The organism is Nocardioides sp. Soil_C_8 (genome assembly GCF_057656315.1).
This window is the reverse complement of the sequence record NZ_JBDGKQ010000002.1, coordinates 169,863-185,451: the sequence shown is the minus strand read 5'-3', so window position 1 is coordinate 185,451 and position 15,589 is coordinate 169,863. Positions and strand designations below refer to the sequence as shown.

16 protein-coding genes and 2 tRNA genes are annotated in these 15,589 nt (G+C 70.9%); 15 read left to right on the top strand and 3 right to left on the bottom strand.

Going from position 1 to position 15,589, the window contains the following annotated elements; translation table 11 throughout:
* Positions 1 to 6 precede the first annotated feature (6 nt).
* From metG to AC3A3L_RS10645, 4 genes are all read left to right on the top strand, one after another.
* Positions 7 to 1,812 carry a methionine--tRNA ligase gene (gene metG / locus AC3A3L_RS10660; protein WP_487640005.1) on the top strand — a complete coding sequence of 602 codons (1,806 nt, stop codon included), beginning with the start codon at positions 7 to 9 and terminating at the stop codon, positions 1,810 to 1,812.
* Positions 1,813 to 1,843: 31 nt separating this feature from the next.
* On the top strand, positions 1,844 to 2,485 hold the full coding sequence (locus AC3A3L_RS10655) for an NADPH-dependent F420 reductase (RefSeq protein WP_487640004.1): 642 nt from the start codon (positions 1,844 to 1,846) through the stop codon (positions 2,483 to 2,485).
* A complete protein-coding gene (locus AC3A3L_RS10650; protein WP_487640574.1) occupies positions 2,485 to 3,360 on the top strand; it encodes an alpha/beta hydrolase in 876 nt (291 codons plus the stop codon). The genes AC3A3L_RS10655 and AC3A3L_RS10650 overlap by 1 nt, the downstream gene beginning before the upstream one ends.
* 188 nt (positions 3,361 to 3,548) lie before the next feature.
* Complete coding sequence (locus AC3A3L_RS10645) at positions 3,549 to 3,815, top strand: hypothetical protein (protein WP_487640003.1); 267 nt, start codon at positions 3,549 to 3,551, stop codon at positions 3,813 to 3,815.
* A 29-nt stretch (positions 3,816 to 3,844) separates the two neighbouring features.
* On the opposite strand, the gene AC3A3L_RS10640 is transcribed toward AC3A3L_RS10645, so the two are convergent.
* Positions 3,845 to 5,179, bottom strand: a complete 1,335-nt coding sequence (locus AC3A3L_RS10640; protein WP_487640002.1) for an HNH endonuclease — start codon at positions 5,177 to 5,179, stop codon at positions 3,845 to 3,847.
* A gap of 196 nt (positions 5,180 to 5,375) precedes the next feature.
* Here AC3A3L_RS10640 and AC3A3L_RS10635 point away from each other — a divergent pair, with 196 nt between their 5' ends.
* The 6 genes from AC3A3L_RS10635 to tig all read left to right on the top strand — a co-directional run bounded on the left by AC3A3L_RS10635 (position 5,376) and on the right by tig (position 9,719).
* Positions 5,376 to 5,909 carry a ribose-5-phosphate isomerase gene (locus AC3A3L_RS10635; protein ID WP_487640001.1) on the top strand — a complete coding sequence of 178 codons (534 nt, stop codon included), beginning with the start codon at positions 5,376 to 5,378 and terminating at the stop codon, positions 5,907 to 5,909.
* Positions 5,902 to 6,816, top strand: a complete 915-nt coding sequence (locus AC3A3L_RS10630; RefSeq protein WP_487640000.1) for an Fpg/Nei family DNA glycosylase — start codon at positions 5,902 to 5,904, stop codon at positions 6,814 to 6,816. The genes AC3A3L_RS10635 and AC3A3L_RS10630 overlap by 8 nt, the downstream gene beginning before the upstream one ends.
* Entirely contained in the window at positions 6,813 to 7,865 is a 1,053-nt protein-coding gene (locus AC3A3L_RS10625) for a PP2C family protein-serine/threonine phosphatase (RefSeq protein ID WP_487639999.1), read from the top strand. The genes AC3A3L_RS10630 and AC3A3L_RS10625 overlap by 4 nt, the downstream gene beginning before the upstream one ends.
* A 77-nt stretch (positions 7,866 to 7,942) precedes the next feature.
* A tRNA-Gly gene (locus AC3A3L_RS10620) sits at positions 7,943 to 8,016 on the top strand.
* Positions 8,017 to 8,060: 44 nt separating this feature from the next.
* A tRNA-Pro gene (locus tag AC3A3L_RS10615) sits at positions 8,061 to 8,133 on the top strand.
* Positions 8,134 to 8,315: 182 nt separating this feature from the next.
* Complete coding sequence (gene tig, locus AC3A3L_RS10610) at positions 8,316 to 9,719, top strand: trigger factor (protein ID WP_487639998.1); 1,404 nt, start codon at positions 8,316 to 8,318, stop codon at positions 9,717 to 9,719.
* A gap of 67 nt (positions 9,720 to 9,786) precedes the next feature.
* Here tig and AC3A3L_RS10605 read toward each other — a convergent pair whose 3' ends face one another.
* Entirely contained in the window at positions 9,787 to 10,353 is a 567-nt protein-coding gene (locus AC3A3L_RS10605; RefSeq protein ID WP_487639997.1) for a hypothetical protein, read from the bottom strand.
* Positions 10,354 to 10,394: 41 nt separating this feature from the next.
* The gene (locus AC3A3L_RS10600) at positions 10,395 to 11,579 is read right to left on the bottom strand and encodes a phosphotransferase (RefSeq protein ID WP_487639996.1); all 1,185 of its coding nucleotides are present in this window, start codon (positions 11,577 to 11,579) and stop codon (positions 10,395 to 10,397) included.
* Positions 11,580 to 11,603: 24 nt separating this feature from the next.
* On the opposite strand from AC3A3L_RS10600, the gene AC3A3L_RS10595 reads away from it, so the two are divergent.
* The 5 genes from AC3A3L_RS10595 to AC3A3L_RS10575 all read left to right on the top strand — a co-directional run.
* Positions 11,604 to 12,035 carry a MarR family winged helix-turn-helix transcriptional regulator gene (locus AC3A3L_RS10595; RefSeq protein ID WP_487639995.1) on the top strand — a complete coding sequence of 144 codons (432 nt, stop codon included), beginning with the start codon at positions 11,604 to 11,606 and terminating at the stop codon, positions 12,033 to 12,035.
* A gap of 113 nt (positions 12,036 to 12,148) precedes the next feature.
* Positions 12,149 to 12,754: an ATP-dependent Clp protease proteolytic subunit gene (locus tag AC3A3L_RS10590; protein ID WP_211732383.1), complete on the top strand. Its 606-nt coding sequence runs from the start codon at positions 12,149 to 12,151 to the stop codon at positions 12,752 to 12,754.
* Between the two features lie 2 nt (positions 12,755 to 12,756).
* Positions 12,757 to 13,365, top strand: coding sequence for an ATP-dependent Clp protease proteolytic subunit (locus AC3A3L_RS10585; RefSeq protein WP_487639994.1), 609 nt, complete (start codon positions 12,757 to 12,759; stop codon positions 13,363 to 13,365).
* A 158-nt stretch (positions 13,366 to 13,523) separates the two neighbouring features.
* Positions 13,524 to 14,804 carry an ATP-dependent Clp protease ATP-binding subunit ClpX gene (gene clpX, locus AC3A3L_RS10580; protein WP_487639993.1) on the top strand — a complete coding sequence of 427 codons (1,281 nt, stop codon included), beginning with the start codon at positions 13,524 to 13,526 and terminating at the stop codon, positions 14,802 to 14,804.
* 137 nt (positions 14,805 to 14,941) lie between these two features.
* Positions 14,942 to 15,589, top strand: a 648-nt coding sequence (locus tag AC3A3L_RS10575; protein WP_487639992.1) for a hypothetical protein, incomplete at its 3' end; no start/stop codon positions are given.

Here is a 15,589-nt window from a genome sequence, read left to right as displayed (position 1 = left end):
GCGCCCATGACTCGTGTCCTGTCCGCCGTCGCCTGGCCGTACACCAACGGCCCGCGCCACATCGGCCACGTCGCCGGTTTCGGCGTGCCCTCCGACGTCTTCAGCCGGTTCATGCGGATGGCGGGCCACGACGTCCTGATGGTCAGCGGCACCGACGAGCACGGCACGCCGATCCTCGTGCTGGCCGACAACGAGGGGCTGCCGGCCCGTGAGCTGGTCGACAAGTACAACCAGGTGATCGTCGACGACCTCTGCGGCCTCGGCCTGTCGTACGACCTCTTCACTCGCACCACGACCGGCAACCACTACGCCGTGGTGCAGGAGATGTTCGAGACCTGCCGTCGCAACGGCTACATGGTCGAGGAGACCACGAAGACCGCGATCAGTCCCTCGACCGGGCGCACCCTGCCGGATCGCTACATCGAAGGCACCTGCCCCATCTGCGGCTACAAGGAGGCCCGGGGCGACCAGTGCGACAACTGCGGCAACCAGCTCGACCCCACCGACCTCATCGACCCGCGGTCGAAGATCAACGGTGAGACGCCGGAGTTCCGGGACACCCAGCACTGGTTCCTCGACCTGCCCGCGCTCGCCGAGGCGCTGGGGGAGTGGCTCGACCAGCGCGAGGCGACCGGCCTGTGGCGCCCCAACGTCATCAAGTTCAGCCAGAACATCCTCAAGGAGATCCGGCCGCGCGCGATGACGCGCGACATCGACTGGGGCATCCCGGTCCCGGGCTGGGAGGACCAGCCGACCAAGCGGCTCTACGTCTGGTTCGACGCCGTCATCGGCTACCTGTCCGCGTCCATCGAGTGGGCGCGACGGCTCGGGGAGCCCGACAAGTGGCGGGACTGGTGGAACGACGCCGAGGCGGAGTCCTACTACTTCATGGGCAAGGACAACATCGTCTTCCACTCCCAGATCTGGCCGGCGGAGCTGCTGGCCTACAACGGGAAGGGCGACATGGGCGGCGAGCCCGGCCCCTACGGCACGCTCAACCTGCCCACCGAGGTGGTCTCCAGCGAGTTCCTCACCTTCGGTGACTCGCAGTTCTCCACGAGCCGCGGCAACGTGATCTACGTCGGCGACTTCCTCGCCCGCTACGGCCCCGACCCGCTGCGCTACTACATCTGCGCAGCCGGTCCGGAGACCTCCGACGCCGCCTTCACGTGGGCCGACTTCGTCACCCGCAACAACTCCGAGCTCGTCGCCGGCTGGGGCAACCTGGTCAACCGCACCGCCACGATGATCGCCAAGAACTTCGGCGAGATCCCGGCGGCGGGCCCGCTCGAGGAGGTCGACGAGCAGGTGCTCGCGACGGTCCGCGACGGCTTCACGACCGTCGGCGACCTGATCGAGAAGCACCGCCTGCGCGCCGCGATCGCCGAGGCGATGCGCGTGGTCGGCGAGGTGAACAAGTACCTCACGGTCACCGAGCCCTACAAGATGAAGGACGAGTCCCAGCGCGAGCGCCTCGCCACCGTCCTCCACGTTGCCGCGCAGTGCGTGAGCGATTGCAACACGCTGCTCTCGCCCTTCCTCCCGCACTCCGCCAACAAGGTGCACACCGTGCTCGGCGGCGAGGGCGAGCTCATGCCGATGCCCCGCATCGAGCAGGTCGACGAGCTCGAGCCCGGCAACGGCGCCGGCCACACGTCGTACGCCATCATCACCGGCGAGTACACCTCGACGCCCGCGTGGGAGTCGCGGCCGGTCGTGGTCGGTGCGAAGGTCGACAAGCCGACGCCGGTCTTCACCAAGCTCGACCCGTCGGTGGTCGAGGAGGAGCTGGCCCGCGCGGCCGCCCTCTGAGCCGGCTCCGCCACAGCACCAGGAGGTCGTCATGCAGGTCGCAGTCCTCGGCACCGGGTCGGTCGGTCGCGCGATCGCACCGCGGCTCGCGGAGCTCGGGCACTCCGTGCGCCTCGGGACGCGCGACCCGGCGGCCACCCGGGCCCGCGACGGCTGGTCGGAGGCGCCGGGCGTCCCGCTCGTGACCTTCGCCGAGGCCGCAGCGGGGGCGGACCTCGTCGTGCACGCCGGTAGCGGCGCGGCCGCGCTCGACCTGCTGGGCCGGGCCGGCGACCTCGCCGGCACCGTGCTGCTCGACGTGTCGAACCCGCTCGACTTCTCCGCCGGGTTCCCGCCCACCCTGTCCGTGAAGGACACCGACTCCCTGGCCGAGCAGCTGCAGCGCACGTTCCCCGACGCCCGTGTGGTCAAGTCGCTGAACACCCTGACCGCCGAGCTGATGGTCCACCCGGACCGGCTGCCCGAGCCCACGTCGGTGTTCGTCAGCGGCGACGACGCCGACGCCAAGCAGCTGGTCACCGGCCTGCTCACCGAGCTCGGCCACCGCGACGTGATCGACCTGGGCGGCATCGAGACCGCCCGCGGCACGGAGATGTGGCTGCCGCTGTGGCTGCGCCTGATGGGCTCGCTCGGGACCGCGGAGTTCAACATCAAGGTGGTGCGACCGTCGTGATGTACCCCGAGGTCCGCGCCGCCGTCGCCGCCGACGCCGGGACCGGTCCCACCGCCCCCGGCTTCGACCTCGCCGCCCACCGCGAGGAAGCCCGTATCGCCAGCCTCCGACTGCCCCGTGAGGACGTCGCGTCCGTGGAGGACGTCGACGCCGACGGGGTCCGGTGCCGGCTCTACGTCCCCGTCGATCCCGAGCCCGGCCTCGTCGTGCACGCCCACGGCGGCGGCTTCGTGCTCAACGACATCGACGTCCACGACGGCATCGCCCGGCGCATGGCCAACCGCGGCCGCCGGGCGGTCCTCAGCGTGGACTACCGCCGACCGCCCGAGCACCGGTTCCCCGCCGCCCCGGACGACCTCGACGCCGTCGTCGGCTGGCTGCGCCGCGAGGGCCCGCCCGGCCCGTACGCCGCACACGGCGACTCGGCGGGTGCGAACCTCGCGCTGGTCGCCGCCCTGCGCAACCCCGGCTTCTTCAGCGCGGTCGCCCTCGTCTACCCGTTCCTCGACCCGCGCGCCGGCTTCCCGTCGTGGCAGCTGGGGGAGGAGTCGGGCTTCGACCCGGCCGAGGGGACCTGGTACTGGCAGCAGTACGCCCGCTCGGAGGCCGACTACGACGACCCCGATCTCGCGCCCCTGCTCTCCGAGCGCCTCCACACGCTGCCGCCCACCTTCGTCGCCACCGCCGAGGCCGACCCGCTGCGCGACGAGGGGGAGGAGCTCGCCCGCCGCGCCGCCGAGGCGGGGGTCGAGGTCGTCGGCATCCGCTGCCTCGGCCAGACCCACGGCTTCTGGCGGCATGCGGCCTTCACCGCCTCGGAGCCGCTCGTGCGCCAGGTGGCCGGCTGGCTCGACCAGCACCTGACGACCGCCTGAGCCGAAGGCGGGCGATCGCGGTCCACCGCAGCTGAGTGCCTTGGCAGGCGGCTTCCTGATTCAATGAAATCGTGATGGGTGAGCCCCCAGCGCAGTCCGACGGGCTGATTCGACTGAACGTGCGTCCGCCCACCATGGGTAGCGGACGTCACGCGCCGTGGGTACACGTCGACGGGGTCCACGTACCCGTGAGCGTCGGGGACAACGTGCTCGAGGTGCCCGCCGGGCCGCACCTGGTGCAGGTTGCGCCGCGGTGGGACCCCACCCGGGTCCGCGCGCTCCGTGTCGACGTCCGCCCGGATGCCGTGGTCCCGGTGTTCTACGCGGAGCCGGCATCGCGGTTCTCAGGCGGCAGCCTCGGCACGAGATATCGACAGGACTGGGCGCTGCGGTTGCTTCAGGTCTGGGGCGGTCTCGTGCTGCTGAGCATGCTGGTCGCGTTCATCCGCGCCTGACGCCGAGCGACGGTGTCGCCAGGTCAGGACTACGAGGCCAGCGTGTAGTTGCTGGCAAGGCGCAGCTCGAGCGGGGAGTAGTCGACGATGCAGGCGTCACCACCTGGGAGCGGTGGCGAGGTGGAGCGGGTGATGCGGAGGTGCTCCGTGACCCCATGGACCTCGTGGCGGCCGGTGTCGCCGGGATCGGCAACCCAGGAGGCCCAGCCGGGCGATTCCTTCACGTAGTTGCAGCGCTCGCACAACCCCTGGCCGTTGCCTGCGGCGGTCGGTCCGCCGTCGTCCACGCCGGTCACGTGGTCGTGGTGGCGGATGGGGGCGTTGCAGCCGGGAGTGCGGCAGGTGCCGGCGTCGCGGAGGTCGATCAGCTCGGCGAGCTGGCCGTCGAAGCACCGGTTGGTGGACTCCATCGCGACGAGCGCGCGGTCGTCGGGGCTGGCCAGGAGTCGCCGCAGGGTGGCCTTCGCGGCGTCGCTGGCGCGGCGTACCCACGCTGTGCACAGGGCTGCGGGCAGGAAGCCCTCCCCCTGGGCGAATCCGGGCTCGGTGCTGCCGCCGAGGAGGGACTCGACACCGATGGCGAGGTTGACCCGCACCGGGACGGGGTCGGTGACGCTCTGGTCGCCGGTGATACGGGCGGCGAGGGTGTCGGCGCGGACCTGGCCGGCAGTGCGCTCGTCGCCGGCGGCCCGGGTGGTGGCGGCCGCGGCGTCGAGAGAGGCGCGCACCGCGGCGAGCACCTCGAGGGGGAGGGTGGCGACGAGCTGACCGGTGCCGTCGTCGAGACGGCGCGAGGTGACCCGCCGGTCGGCGCGGGCCCTCCGGCAGCGCCGGGTCTCGGACTCGGCGGCGTGGGTGAGGCAGGAGCGGCGCACGGCATCGCGAAGACGGATGTCGCCGAGACCGGCGAGTCGTGGCGCCAGGTCGTCATCGACGCGCAGGCGCTGCTCGGGGGTGAGGTGGGCGACCTCGCGCGCGACGGCGAACGCTCGGGCCTCGGTGAGCTCGCCCCGCCGTAGCGCTGCAAGCGTGAGTGGCAAGTGGTCACGCAGTCGGCGGGACAGCAGCACCCGCTGCTCACCGGTGTAGGGGCTGGCAAGCGTCGCGAGCGCGACCTCCGCGCCGATCGACATCGCCCGCGGCGGCATGCGTCTGCCGCTCACTGGCACGTCCTCGCTGTCGGCGGCATCGGCGAAGGTCGCCGCCACGACCACCTGGGCGGCCGCGGCCGCGGACTTGATCCGCTCGAGGGCCTCGAGCATGTCGAGGTGGTCGACCGGGGTGGCGCCGGGGGAGAGGTGGGCGACGAGATCGGCCAGCGCGTGCAGGTCCTCGGGCCCCCAGCCCTGGCCGGCTTCGCTCACTGTTGTCGCTCCTCCGCCAAATCGAAAGTGTGTTCGATTTGCCCACGTATTCACTCACCGGTCAACGCGCGGGTCCACCGGTGGATGAAGGAGTTTCCGCCTCGTACGGCGAGGACCACGCGTGTCGACGCGCGTGTCCACAGGCACGCTCCAGCCGCTTCGATGCCATGGACCTACCTCTGCCAAACTCCTCCTCATGCGCGTACACCTGGGTTCCGACCACGCCGGCCTCGAGCTGAAGGACCACCTGCTGACCTGGCTGGTCGACCACGGCTACGAGGCCGTCGACCACGGGCCGTTCGTCTACGACGCCCTCGACGACTACCCCTGCTTCTGCCTCCGCGCGGCCGAGGGAGTCGCCGCCGACCGTGCGGAGGGCCTCGACAGCCTGGGCGTGGTGATCGGGGGCTCCGGCAACGGCGAGCAGATCGCGGCCAACAAGGTCGAGGGCATCCGGTGCGCGCTCGCCTGGTCGGAGGAGACCGCCGCGCTGGCCCGCGAGCACAACGACGCCAACGTCGTGTCGGTCGGCGGACGCATGCACCCGGTCGACGACATGACCCGCTTCGTCGAGGTGTTCCTCTCCACGGACTTCTCGGGCGACGAGCGCCACGTGCGCCGCATCGGCCAGCTCTCCACCTACGACGAGACGGGGGAGCTGCCGCCGCTGCCGGAGTCCGCGCTCCGGGGTCCCGCCGCCGACTCCTCCCGCGACCGCACGGATGCCTGAGGGTCACACCCTTCGCAAGCTGGCCGACGACCTCACCGCTGCCTTCGCGGGCCGCAGGGTCCGGGTGTCGTCGCCGCAGGGCCGCTTCGCAGCCGACGCCGAGCACCTCGACCGGTCACTGGTCGTCGGTGCCGACTCCGCCGGCAAGCACCTCTTCGTCGAGCACGAGGGCGAGCGCTTCGTGCACGTGCACCTCGGGCTCATCGGCCAGTTCGACGTCCACACAGGGGTCGAGGGCGGCGTGGAGGCCGTGCCCACCCCGGTGGGCGCCGTGCGGTTGCGCCTGGTCACGGTCGACGACCCCTCCGACCCGCGCCCGACGGCGTACGCCGACCTGCGTGGCGCGATCATCTGCGACCTGGTCGGTGCCGCTCGACGCGCCGAGATCCTGGGCCGGCTCGGTCCCGACCCGCTGCGAGCCGACGCCGACCCCGACCTGGCGTGGCGGCGCATCTCGGCGAGCCCGCGCACCATCGGCGACCTCCTGATGGACCAGAAGGTCCTCGCAGGCGTGGGCAACGTCTACCGCGCCGAGGTGCTCTTCCGGCACCGCATCCACCCGCTGCGGCCCGGCAACACGCTGCGCAGCGGCCAGTGGCGGGCGATGTGGGCCGACCTCGTCGAGCTGATGGCCGAGGGCGTGCGCACCGGCCGCATCGACACTGTGCGCCCGGAGCACACCCCGGAGGCGATGGGTCGGCCGCCCCGCAAGGACGACCACGGCGGCGAGGTCTACGTCTACCGGCGCACGTCGATGCCGTGCCTGGTGTGCGCCACGCCGGTCCGGACGGCGGAGCTCGCGGGGCGCAACTCGTTCTGGTGCCCCAAATGTCAGCCGAAGTTCCGGTCGCGGGCCCTACGATCTCCCACCAAGGGGACTGGGAGAGCAGGAGGAGCTCGAGCATGAGTTCTCCATCGCTCCGTGGAGCCGCGAGCCGGCTGGTCCCGCGGGGTTCGCGCATCCTGGTGCTGCTGGTCGCGGCGACGCTGCTGATCGGCCTCGCCATCTGGTTCTTCGCCGACGACTTCCCGTTGGTGACCTTGTTGGTGCCGATGGTGCTCTCGAGCCTGGTGCTGGGGCCACGGCAGCTGCCGTGGTTCGTGCTCTTCGTGCTCCTCGTCCTCGCCCTGGTCGTGCCGAGCCAGGACATCAACGTCCGGATCGCGCTGACCGTCGCCATCATCTTCGGCCTCGGCTTCGTGGTGCTGCTGTCGTCGTTCCGCCGTTCCCGCCTCGGCGTGGCGGGGATCCAGGGCGAGATGATGTTCGTCGACCTGCGCGACCGCATCCTGCGCCAGGGCGGGATCCCCGACCTGCCCTCGGAGTGGTACGCCGCCAGCGAGCTGAGGTCCGCCGGCGGCACGCCGTTCGCGGGCGACTTCGTCGTCGCCTCGCGGGTCGAGGGCCGCCTCGAGGTGGCGGTCGTCGACGTCTCCGGCAAGGGCCAGGGCGCCGGCACCCGCGCCCTGCTGCTGTGCGGGGCCCTGGGCGGGCTGCTCAGCGCCCTGCCGCCCAGCGAGTTCCTCGACGGCGCCAACCGGTTCCTGCTGCAGCAGGACTGGGACGAGGGGTTCGCGACCGCCATCCACCTCTCGCTCGACCTCGCCACCGGCCACTACGACATCCGCAGCGCCGGCCACCCGCCGGCGGCCCTGCGCCACGCGGGGTCGGGGCGGTGGGAGGTGCTCGAGTCGGAAGGCCCCATCCTGGGCCTCGTCGACGGCGCCGTGTTCCCCGCCGTATCGGGGGAGATCCGCCACGGAGACGCGTTGCTGCTCTACACCGACGGCATGGTGGAGACGCGCAACCGCGACATCGCCCTCGGCATCGACCGGATGCTCGGCCAGGCCGAGCGGCTGCTGCGCGGCGAGTTCGAGGGTGGCGCCACGCGACTCGTCGAGGCGCTGGGCTCCCGCAACGACGACCGGGCGCTGCTGCTGGTGCACCGGCGCTGAGCCGGGTTGCGTGGCGCGCTCGCGCGTGTGGCACCATGACACCCGCACACCGGCGGGACGACGTCGCCGGGACGCGCGCGGATGTAGCTCAATGGTAGAGCCCCAGTCTTCCAAACTGGCTACGCGGGTTCGATTCCCGTCATCCGCTCCAAGCAGGTCGCGCGGCCCCTCCACGGGCCGTCGCGTCCGGTTTGGCGGGGCGTAGCGTAGTGGCTAGCGCGCCTGCTTTGGGAGCAGGAGATCGCAGGTTCGAGTCCTGTCGCCCCGACCCTCTGGTCCCACCCGTCACGCGGTCCCCACGGCCCGCGGCGGCGGCCCGGGCGTGATTCGGCCTGTGCCCGCGCCCTCGATAGACTGGAGAGGTTTGCGGTCGCCGGGCCCCGTGCCCTGGCAGCGCCGCTCATTTCCCCGTGTGGTCCACCCACAGACCTTCAGCATCAGGAGACATTTGTGAAGAGCGCCGTCGAGACCTTGAGCCCCACCCGGGCCAAGCTGACCGTCGAGGTGCCCTTCGAGGAGCTCAAGCCGAGCCTCGACGCGGCGTACCAGAAGATCGCGAAGCAGATCAACGTCCCGGGCTTCCGCCGCGGCAAGGTCCCGCCGGCGGTCATCGACCGCCAGGTCGGCCGCGGTCCGGTCCTCGACGAGGCGATCAACGCCGTCGTCCCGCAGCAGTACATGGCTGCGCTGCAGGAGCACGACCTCGAGCCGCTGGCCCAGCCGGAGATCGAGGTGACGAAGTTCGAGGACAACGAGTCCCTCGAGTTCACCGCCGAGGTCGACGTCAAGCCCGACTTCGAGCTGCCCGCCTACGACGGCCTCGAGGCCAGCGTCGACGACGTGGAGATCTCCGACGCCGACGTCGACGAGCAGGTCGAGGCGCTGCGTGAGCGCTTCGGCACCCTGGTCCCGGTCGAGCGCGCCGCCGCCGACGGCGACTTCGTCACGATCGACCTGGTGGCCGCCAAGGACGGCGAGACCGTCGAGGGCGGCGAGGTCACCGGCATGTCCTACAAGGTCGGCCGCGGCGGCATGATCGACGGCCTCGACGAGGCCCTCGTCGGTCTGTCCGCCGGTGACGACAAGTCGTTCGACTCCGAGCTCGTCGGTGGCGACCTGGTGGGCGAGCCCGTCCAGGTGACCGTGAAGGTGACGGCCGTGCAGGAGCAGCAGCTCCCCGAGTACGACGACGAGTTCGCCCAGCTCGCCTCCGAGTTCGACACCGCCGAGGAGCTCACCGCCGACGTGCGCGAGCGCCTCGGGCGCGGCAAGCGCCTCGAGCAGGCCGCCGCCGCCCGGGACGCCGTCCTCGAGGCGCTGCTGGAGAAGGTCTCCATCCCGCTCCCCGAGGTCATGGTGACCGACGAGCTCAACGCGCGCCGCCAGAACGTCGAGCAGCAGCTCGGCTTCGCCGGCATCACCATGGAGAAGTACCTCGAGGACGAGGGCCAGACCCAGGAGGAGTTCGAGGCCGACCTCGAGCGCCGGGTCCGCGACGCCGTCGCCGCCCAGTTCATCCTCGACAAGATCGCCAAGAAGGAGGAGTTCGGCATCGACCAGGCCGAGCTCTCCGAGCACCTGGTGCGGCGCGCCCAGCAGTCCGGCCAGGACCCGCAGGAGTTCGCCAACCACATGTTCGAGCACAACCACATCCCCGAGCTCGTGCAGGAGATCCTGCGCGGCAAGGCGCTGGCGACGATCGTCGAGGCGGCGACCGTCAAGGACGCGTCGGGCAACGTGGTCGAGCTCAAGAACCTGCGCCCGGACGGCACGATCGGCGAGCCCGTCGACGAGACCGTCGAGGCGAGCGCCGACGAGAGCACCGACGAGGGCGCCGAGTCCGAGCAGGCCTGACCCTCCCCGCTCCACACGCACACGACCGGCGTCCACCCTCGGGTGGGCGCCGGTCTGCCGTTGCGTGTCAACCCCAGGACGCGCCGGTCCTGTCGACGGTCAGCTCGTTGATCAGCCACGCGCCGCCCCGCTCCGCGAGCGTGGCGGTGCCGTCCCAGCGCGACTCCTGCGGCTGTCCCTGGTCGAGCTGCATCTCGTCGTCGATGAACGCGTAGGTCACGCCCGTGCTCCGGAACGCGAAGTCGACGAGGACCTCCTCGCCGACCATCCTCGGGTCCGACAGCTCGACGTCCACGTGCTCGACCGTGATCCCCGACGGGTGGTTGCTCCTGCTCACGTCGTACGCCGTCGTGGGGTGGACGTCGCGGGACGTGAGGTACGGAGCCTGCTCGTCGATCATGACGCTGATCGGGTCCTCGGCTCGCCCCTTCACCGCGAAGAAGGCGCGCACGGTCTTCTCCGCGGCCGCGATCGCAGCGGCGTCGTCAGGGACACCGTCGGAGGGTGCGGGTGACGCGGCGGTGGTCCCGGTCGCCCGGGGTGGCGACTGCTCCCCGCACGCGACGGCGCCGAGCGCCAGTGCCACCACCGCGCAGCGCATCAGCACACTGGGTCGGTTCCCCCTCCGGTCCACGCGCCCACGGTAGTGAGGCCGACGCCCGGAGTCAGGCGAACCTAGGGATCGGTGCGGTCCAGCACGTCGAGCGCGTAGCGCGCGATCCGTGAGCGCTGCAGCGACCAGTCGTGCATGGCGGCTGTGGGCTCCTCGGCGAGGTGCTCGAGCGGCAGGCTCGGCAGGCCGTTGAAGAGCATCAGGCTGACGGCGTGGCACCGGCGCAGGACCGCGTCGGGAACCTCGGCGCCCTCCTCGGCCAGCCCGGCGGCGTACGCCGTCAGGCAGGCCTCGGCGAGCTCGGGGAGGTCGGCGGCGTCGCGCTTGCCGATCTGGATGTCGCCCACCAGGAGCTGGGACAGGTCGAAGCCGACCGGCTGCGGGCGCCAGAAACCGAAGTCGATCAGGGTGAAGCCCGCCCCGGACGGGTGACGGAGCAGGTTGTTGGGGCACGCGTCGCCGTGCGAGGTGCGGTGCGGCAGGCGGGCGAACTCCTCGGCCAGCGGGTCGAGGTGGTTGGCCACCGCCGTCAGCTGCGCGCGCAGGTCGCCGAAGTAGGGGGCGACCAGCTCGTGCTCCCACGTCGCGTCGTCGAAGAGCCCCGGCAGCACCGTGTGACCGAGCCGGCCCACCACGAAGTACTGGATGTGCCACGGCAGCGGGTCGATCGCGGCCAGCTCGGCTACGCGGGTGCTGCCGGACATCCGCCCGAGCAGGCCGGCCGCCTCGGCGTAGGTCTCGCGGTCCCACGGCTCCGCGCTGGACTCGACCGCCTCGATCCAGACGACGGCCGTCTCGTCGGGGCGCTCGTCCACGCGCACGCCTCGAGGCATCGTCAGTCCCGCGGGCAGCCGCTCGGCCAGGTCGCTCGCGTAGAGCAGCGGCTCGGCACGCCACGGCACGGAGGACGCCGCCCACTCGCCGATCTCGGGTGGCACGAAGGCGAACGCGGGGGAGTGGCGCCAGTTGTGCACCCGCTTCACGAACAGCGTGAACTCCCGTTCCTCGCCGGGGTCCTCGCCGGGGTCCTCGTCGGCCATGGCGTGGCCCCGGACCCACGTCCGGGCGCCGGTGAGGATCGAGGGGACGTCGTAGGCGACGGGCTCGGCCGTGGAGTCGAGCAGCCGCACCACGGGCACGCCCCACAGGTCGGCGACCATCGCCTCGAGCTCGGCGTCGGTGACGTCGTCAGCGCCGAGCACCTCACGCGGGCCGCCCCCGGGCGACAGCGTGAAAGTTGCTTTCATGACAGTAGAAGGTAAGTTGCTTTCATGACTTGCGTCAAGAGGATGCCGGCCGCGCGGCCCCACCTGCCGATGCTGATGGGGATGGTGTTCGGGCGGCTGCGCGAACGCCTGGCCGTCGAGGCACCCGAGCTGCGGCCCTCGCAGCTGCGCGTGCTGGAGTGGCTCCCGGTGGAGGGGCTGACCATCAGCGAGCTCGCCGAGTGTGCCGAGATGACCACCCAGGGCTGTGGGCAGTTCGTCCGCCAGCTCGAGGCGCTCGGCATGGTGGAGGTCTCGGTGGCCGACCACGACGCCCGCGCCCGCGTCGTACGCATCACCGCCGCCGGGCGCGACGCCCTCGCGCGCTCCGCGGCGGTCCTGGCGGCCTGCGACGAGGAGTGGGCCGCGCGCGTGGGCCCCGAGCGGTGGCGGGTGTTCCGCGAGGTGCTGGAGGAGGTAGCGCTCGACCGAGCGTGACACCGCTGAATCCGCTGTGGGCGAACAGGGTGGGTCAGCGCGTGGAAGTGTCCGTCCTTCCGGCTAGTGTCGCCAGCGTGAACCAGAACTCCAGCCCAGCCCTCTCGCCCGAGATGAACGGCGCCGGTGGGATGTATGGCCTCGACGACCACATCTACCAGCGCCTCCTCCGTGAGCGCATCGTCTTCCTCGGCTCGGAGGTGCGTGACCAGAACGCGAACGCGATCTGCGCGCAGCTCCTCCTGCTCTCCGCGGAGGACCCGGAGGCCGACATCTTCCTCCACATCAACAGCCCCGGCGGCTCGGTCGACGCCGGCATGGCGATCTACGACACGATGAACTACATCCCCAACGACGTGGCGACCGTGGGGATGGGCCTGGCGGCCTCGATGGGCCAGTTCCTGCTCTGCGCCGGCACCAAGGGCAAGCGCTACGCGCTGCCCCACGCCCGCATCATGATGCACCAGCCCTCCTCGGGCATGGGCGGCTCGGCCTCCGACATCAAGATCCAGGCCCAGCAGTCGCTGCACATCAAGAAGGTGCTGCTCGACCTGATCGCCGAGCACACCGGCCAGACCGTCGAGCAGGTCGTCGCCGACGCCGACCGTGACCGGTGGTTCACCGCCGACCAGGCCGTCGAGTACGGCCTCGTCGACCAGGTCATCACCAGCGCCCGCGAAGCCGCCGACGAGGGCCGCCCGGCCCGGAAGCAGGACTGAACATGAACTACTACATCCCGCAGTGGGAAGAGCGGACCTCCTACGGTTTCCGCCGCATCGACCCCTACGCCAAGCTGTTCGAGGAGCGCATCATCTACCTCGGCACGCCGATCAGCGACGACGTGGCCAACGCGGTCATCGCCCAGCTGATGTGCCTGGAGACGATGAACCCCGACACCGACATCAGCATCTACATCAACAGCCCCGGTGGCTCGTTCACGGCGCTGACCGCCATCTACGACACGATGAAGTTCATCAAGCCCGACGTGCAGACCGTGTGCCTGGGCCAGGCGGCCTCGGCGGCGGCGATCCTGCTGGGCGCCGGCGCGAAGGGCAAGCGGATGGCGCTGCCCAACAGCCGCATCCTGATCCACCAGCCCTACACCGAGGGCACGTTCGGCCAGACCTCCGACATCGAGATCCAGGCCAACGAGATCCTGCGGATGCGCGAGCTGCTCGAGCGGATGATCGCGGACTCCAGCGGCAAGGACATCGACCAGGTCAGCCGCGACATCGAGCGCGACAAGATCCTGACCGCCGAGCAGGCCGTCGAGTACGGCCTCATCGACGCGGTCATCGAGTCCCGCAAGGGCGCCCCGGCCCTCGCCTGACGGCGGCCCGAGGCTCGAAATGATGGTCGGCGACATCTCGTGTCCGGCCCCCGTCGGGGGCCGGCACGGGGTACCGTCGTACGGCCCACTGCACGACAGCACAGCGCAAGGTGTGGAGAGCCGGAACCCCCATCCGGCGAGACTGGAGGACACGACTCGTGGCACGTATCGGTGACGGCGGCGACCTGCTCAAGTGCAACTTCTGCGGAAAGAGCCAGAAGCAGGTCAAGAAGCTCATCGCTGGCCCCAACGTCTACATCTGCGATGAGTGCATCGAGTTGTGCAACGAGATCATCGAGGAGGAGCTGGCCGAGGGTGCCGAGGTCAGCCTCGAGGAGCTGCCCAAGCCCCGCGAGATCTTCGAGTTCCTCAACTCCTACGTGATCGGCCAGGAGCACGCCAAGAAGTCGCTCGCCGTCGCGGTCTACAACCACTACAAGCGCGTCCAGGCCGGCCTCCAGCCCGTCACCGGCAAGGCCAAGGACGACGTCGTCGAGGTCGCCAAGTCCAACATCCTGGTGATCGGGCCGACGGGTTGTGGCAAGACCTACCTCGCCCAGACCCTCGCCCGGATGCTCAACGTCCCCTTCGCGATCGCCGACGCCACGGCGTTGACCGAGGCCGGCTACGTCGGCGAGGACGTGGAGAACATCCTCCTCAAGCTCATCCAGGCCGCCGACTACGACGTCAAGAAGGCCGAGACGGGCATCATCTACATCGACGAGATCGACAAGGTGGCCCGCAAGGCGGAGAACCCCTCGATCACGCGTGACGTGTCGGGCGAGGGCGTGCAGCAGGCGCTCCTGAAGATGCTGGAGGGCACCACCGCGTCGGTGCCGCCGCAGGGCGGGCGCAAGCACCCGCACCAGGAGTTCATCCAGATCGACACGACCAACATCCTGTTCATCGTGGGCGGCGCGTTCGCCGGTCTCGAGCAGATCATCGAGCAGCGCGTCGGCAAGAAGTCGCTCGGCTTCACCGCCGAGGTCCGTGGCGCCGCCGAGCGCGAGGCCGACGACCTGCTCGCCCAGGTCCGTCCCGAGGACCTCACCAAGTTCGGCCTGATCCCCGAGTTCATCGGTCGCCTGCCGCTGATCGCCAGCGTGAGCAAGCTCGACCGGGAGGCGCTCGTCCAGATCCTCACCGAGCCGCGCAACGCGCTCGTCAAGCAGTACCAGAAGCTCTTCGACCTCGACGGCGTCGAGCTCGAGTTCACCGACGACGCCATCGACTCGATCGCCGAGGCGGCCCTCGAGCGTGGCACCGGCGCTCGTGGGCTGCGCGCGATCATCGAGGAGGTCCTCCTCTACGTGATGTACGACGTCCCGTCGCGGGGCGACATCGCGAAGGTGATCGTCACCCGCGAGGTCGTCGAGGACGACGTCGCGCCGACGCTCATCCCGCGCGAGGCCGAGGGCCGCAAGAAGAAGTCCGCCTGACCCCTGGCCCGAGGTGACGCTGACCCCATCTAACCATGGCGGTCTAGTCACTTCGGACTATTCCGGGCCATCGAAGCAGGACTTCCGTCATGGTCCGGAGACACTGGCGTCTCGTCAGCATGTGGGAAGGGGACCCCGTGGGGGTTGACCAGAAGCGACCGCTCGTCGGCTTCGTCCTCGTCGCAGTGCTCTGCGCAGTCCTGATGGGGATCTCCGTCGACCGGGGGTTCGGCCTCAGCGACTTCGTCCGCCCCGGCAAGCCCATCGCCGCGCCGGTCGAGCGTACCCCGGTGGCGCCGCCGTCCGAGCCGGTCGCGAAGGAAGCTCCCGCAGCGATCCCCGCCGAGCTGAGCGCCCAGCCGCTCGCCGCCGTCGTCGCCGCCTCTGCCGAGAAGGCCTCCACCCACGGTTCGGAGGCTGCGACCGCAGCCGGCTCCGGCGGGCCGGGGTCGTCCGCCACCCACGGGTCCGCGACCGACACGACGACCACCACGCAGGACAGCGACGAGCAGTCGACGGACGACCAGGCCACCGACGACACGACGGACGACACGACGACCGACAAGGACGCGGAGAAGGCCCAGCGTGCTGCCGAGCGGGAGGCGGCGAAGGCCCAGCGTGCGGCCGAGCGGGAGGCGGCGAAGGCCCAGCGTGCGGCCGAGCGGGAGGCGGCGAAGGCCCAGCGTGCCGCGGAGCGGGAGGCGGAGAAGGCCCAGCGTGCCGCGGAGCGGGAGGCGGAGAAGGCCCAGCGTGCCGCGGAGCGGGAGGCGGAGAAGGCCCAGCGC

Coding starts and splice junctions, on each gene's coding strand:
- metG (WP_487640005.1), top strand. CDS start 7: ATGACTCGTGTCCTGTCCGCCGTCGCCTGGCCGTACACCAACGGCCCG.
- AC3A3L_RS10655 (WP_487640004.1), top strand. CDS start 1,844: ATGCAGGTCGCAGTCCTCGGCACCGGGTCGGTCGGTCGCGCGATCGCA.
- AC3A3L_RS10650 (WP_487640574.1), top strand. CDS start 2,485: ATGTACCCCGAGGTCCGCGCCGCCGTCGCCGCCGACGCCGGGACCGGT.
- AC3A3L_RS10635 (WP_487640001.1), top strand. CDS start 5,376: ATGCGCGTACACCTGGGTTCCGACCACGCCGGCCTCGAGCTGAAGGAC.
- AC3A3L_RS10630 (WP_487640000.1), top strand. CDS start 5,902: ATGCCTGAGGGTCACACCCTTCGCAAGCTGGCCGACGACCTCACCGCT.
- AC3A3L_RS10625 (WP_487639999.1), top strand. CDS start 6,813: ATGAGTTCTCCATCGCTCCGTGGAGCCGCGAGCCGGCTGGTCCCGCGG.
- AC3A3L_RS10600 (WP_487639996.1), bottom strand. CDS start 11,579: ATGAAAGCAACTTTCACGCTGTCGCCCGGGGGCGGCCCGCGTGAGGTG.
- AC3A3L_RS10595 (WP_487639995.1), top strand. CDS start 11,604: ATGACTTGCGTCAAGAGGATGCCGGCCGCGCGGCCCCACCTGCCGATG.
- AC3A3L_RS10590 (WP_211732383.1), top strand. CDS start 12,149: ATGAACGGCGCCGGTGGGATGTATGGCCTCGACGACCACATCTACCAG.
- AC3A3L_RS10585 (WP_487639994.1), top strand. CDS start 12,757: ATGAACTACTACATCCCGCAGTGGGAAGAGCGGACCTCCTACGGTTTC.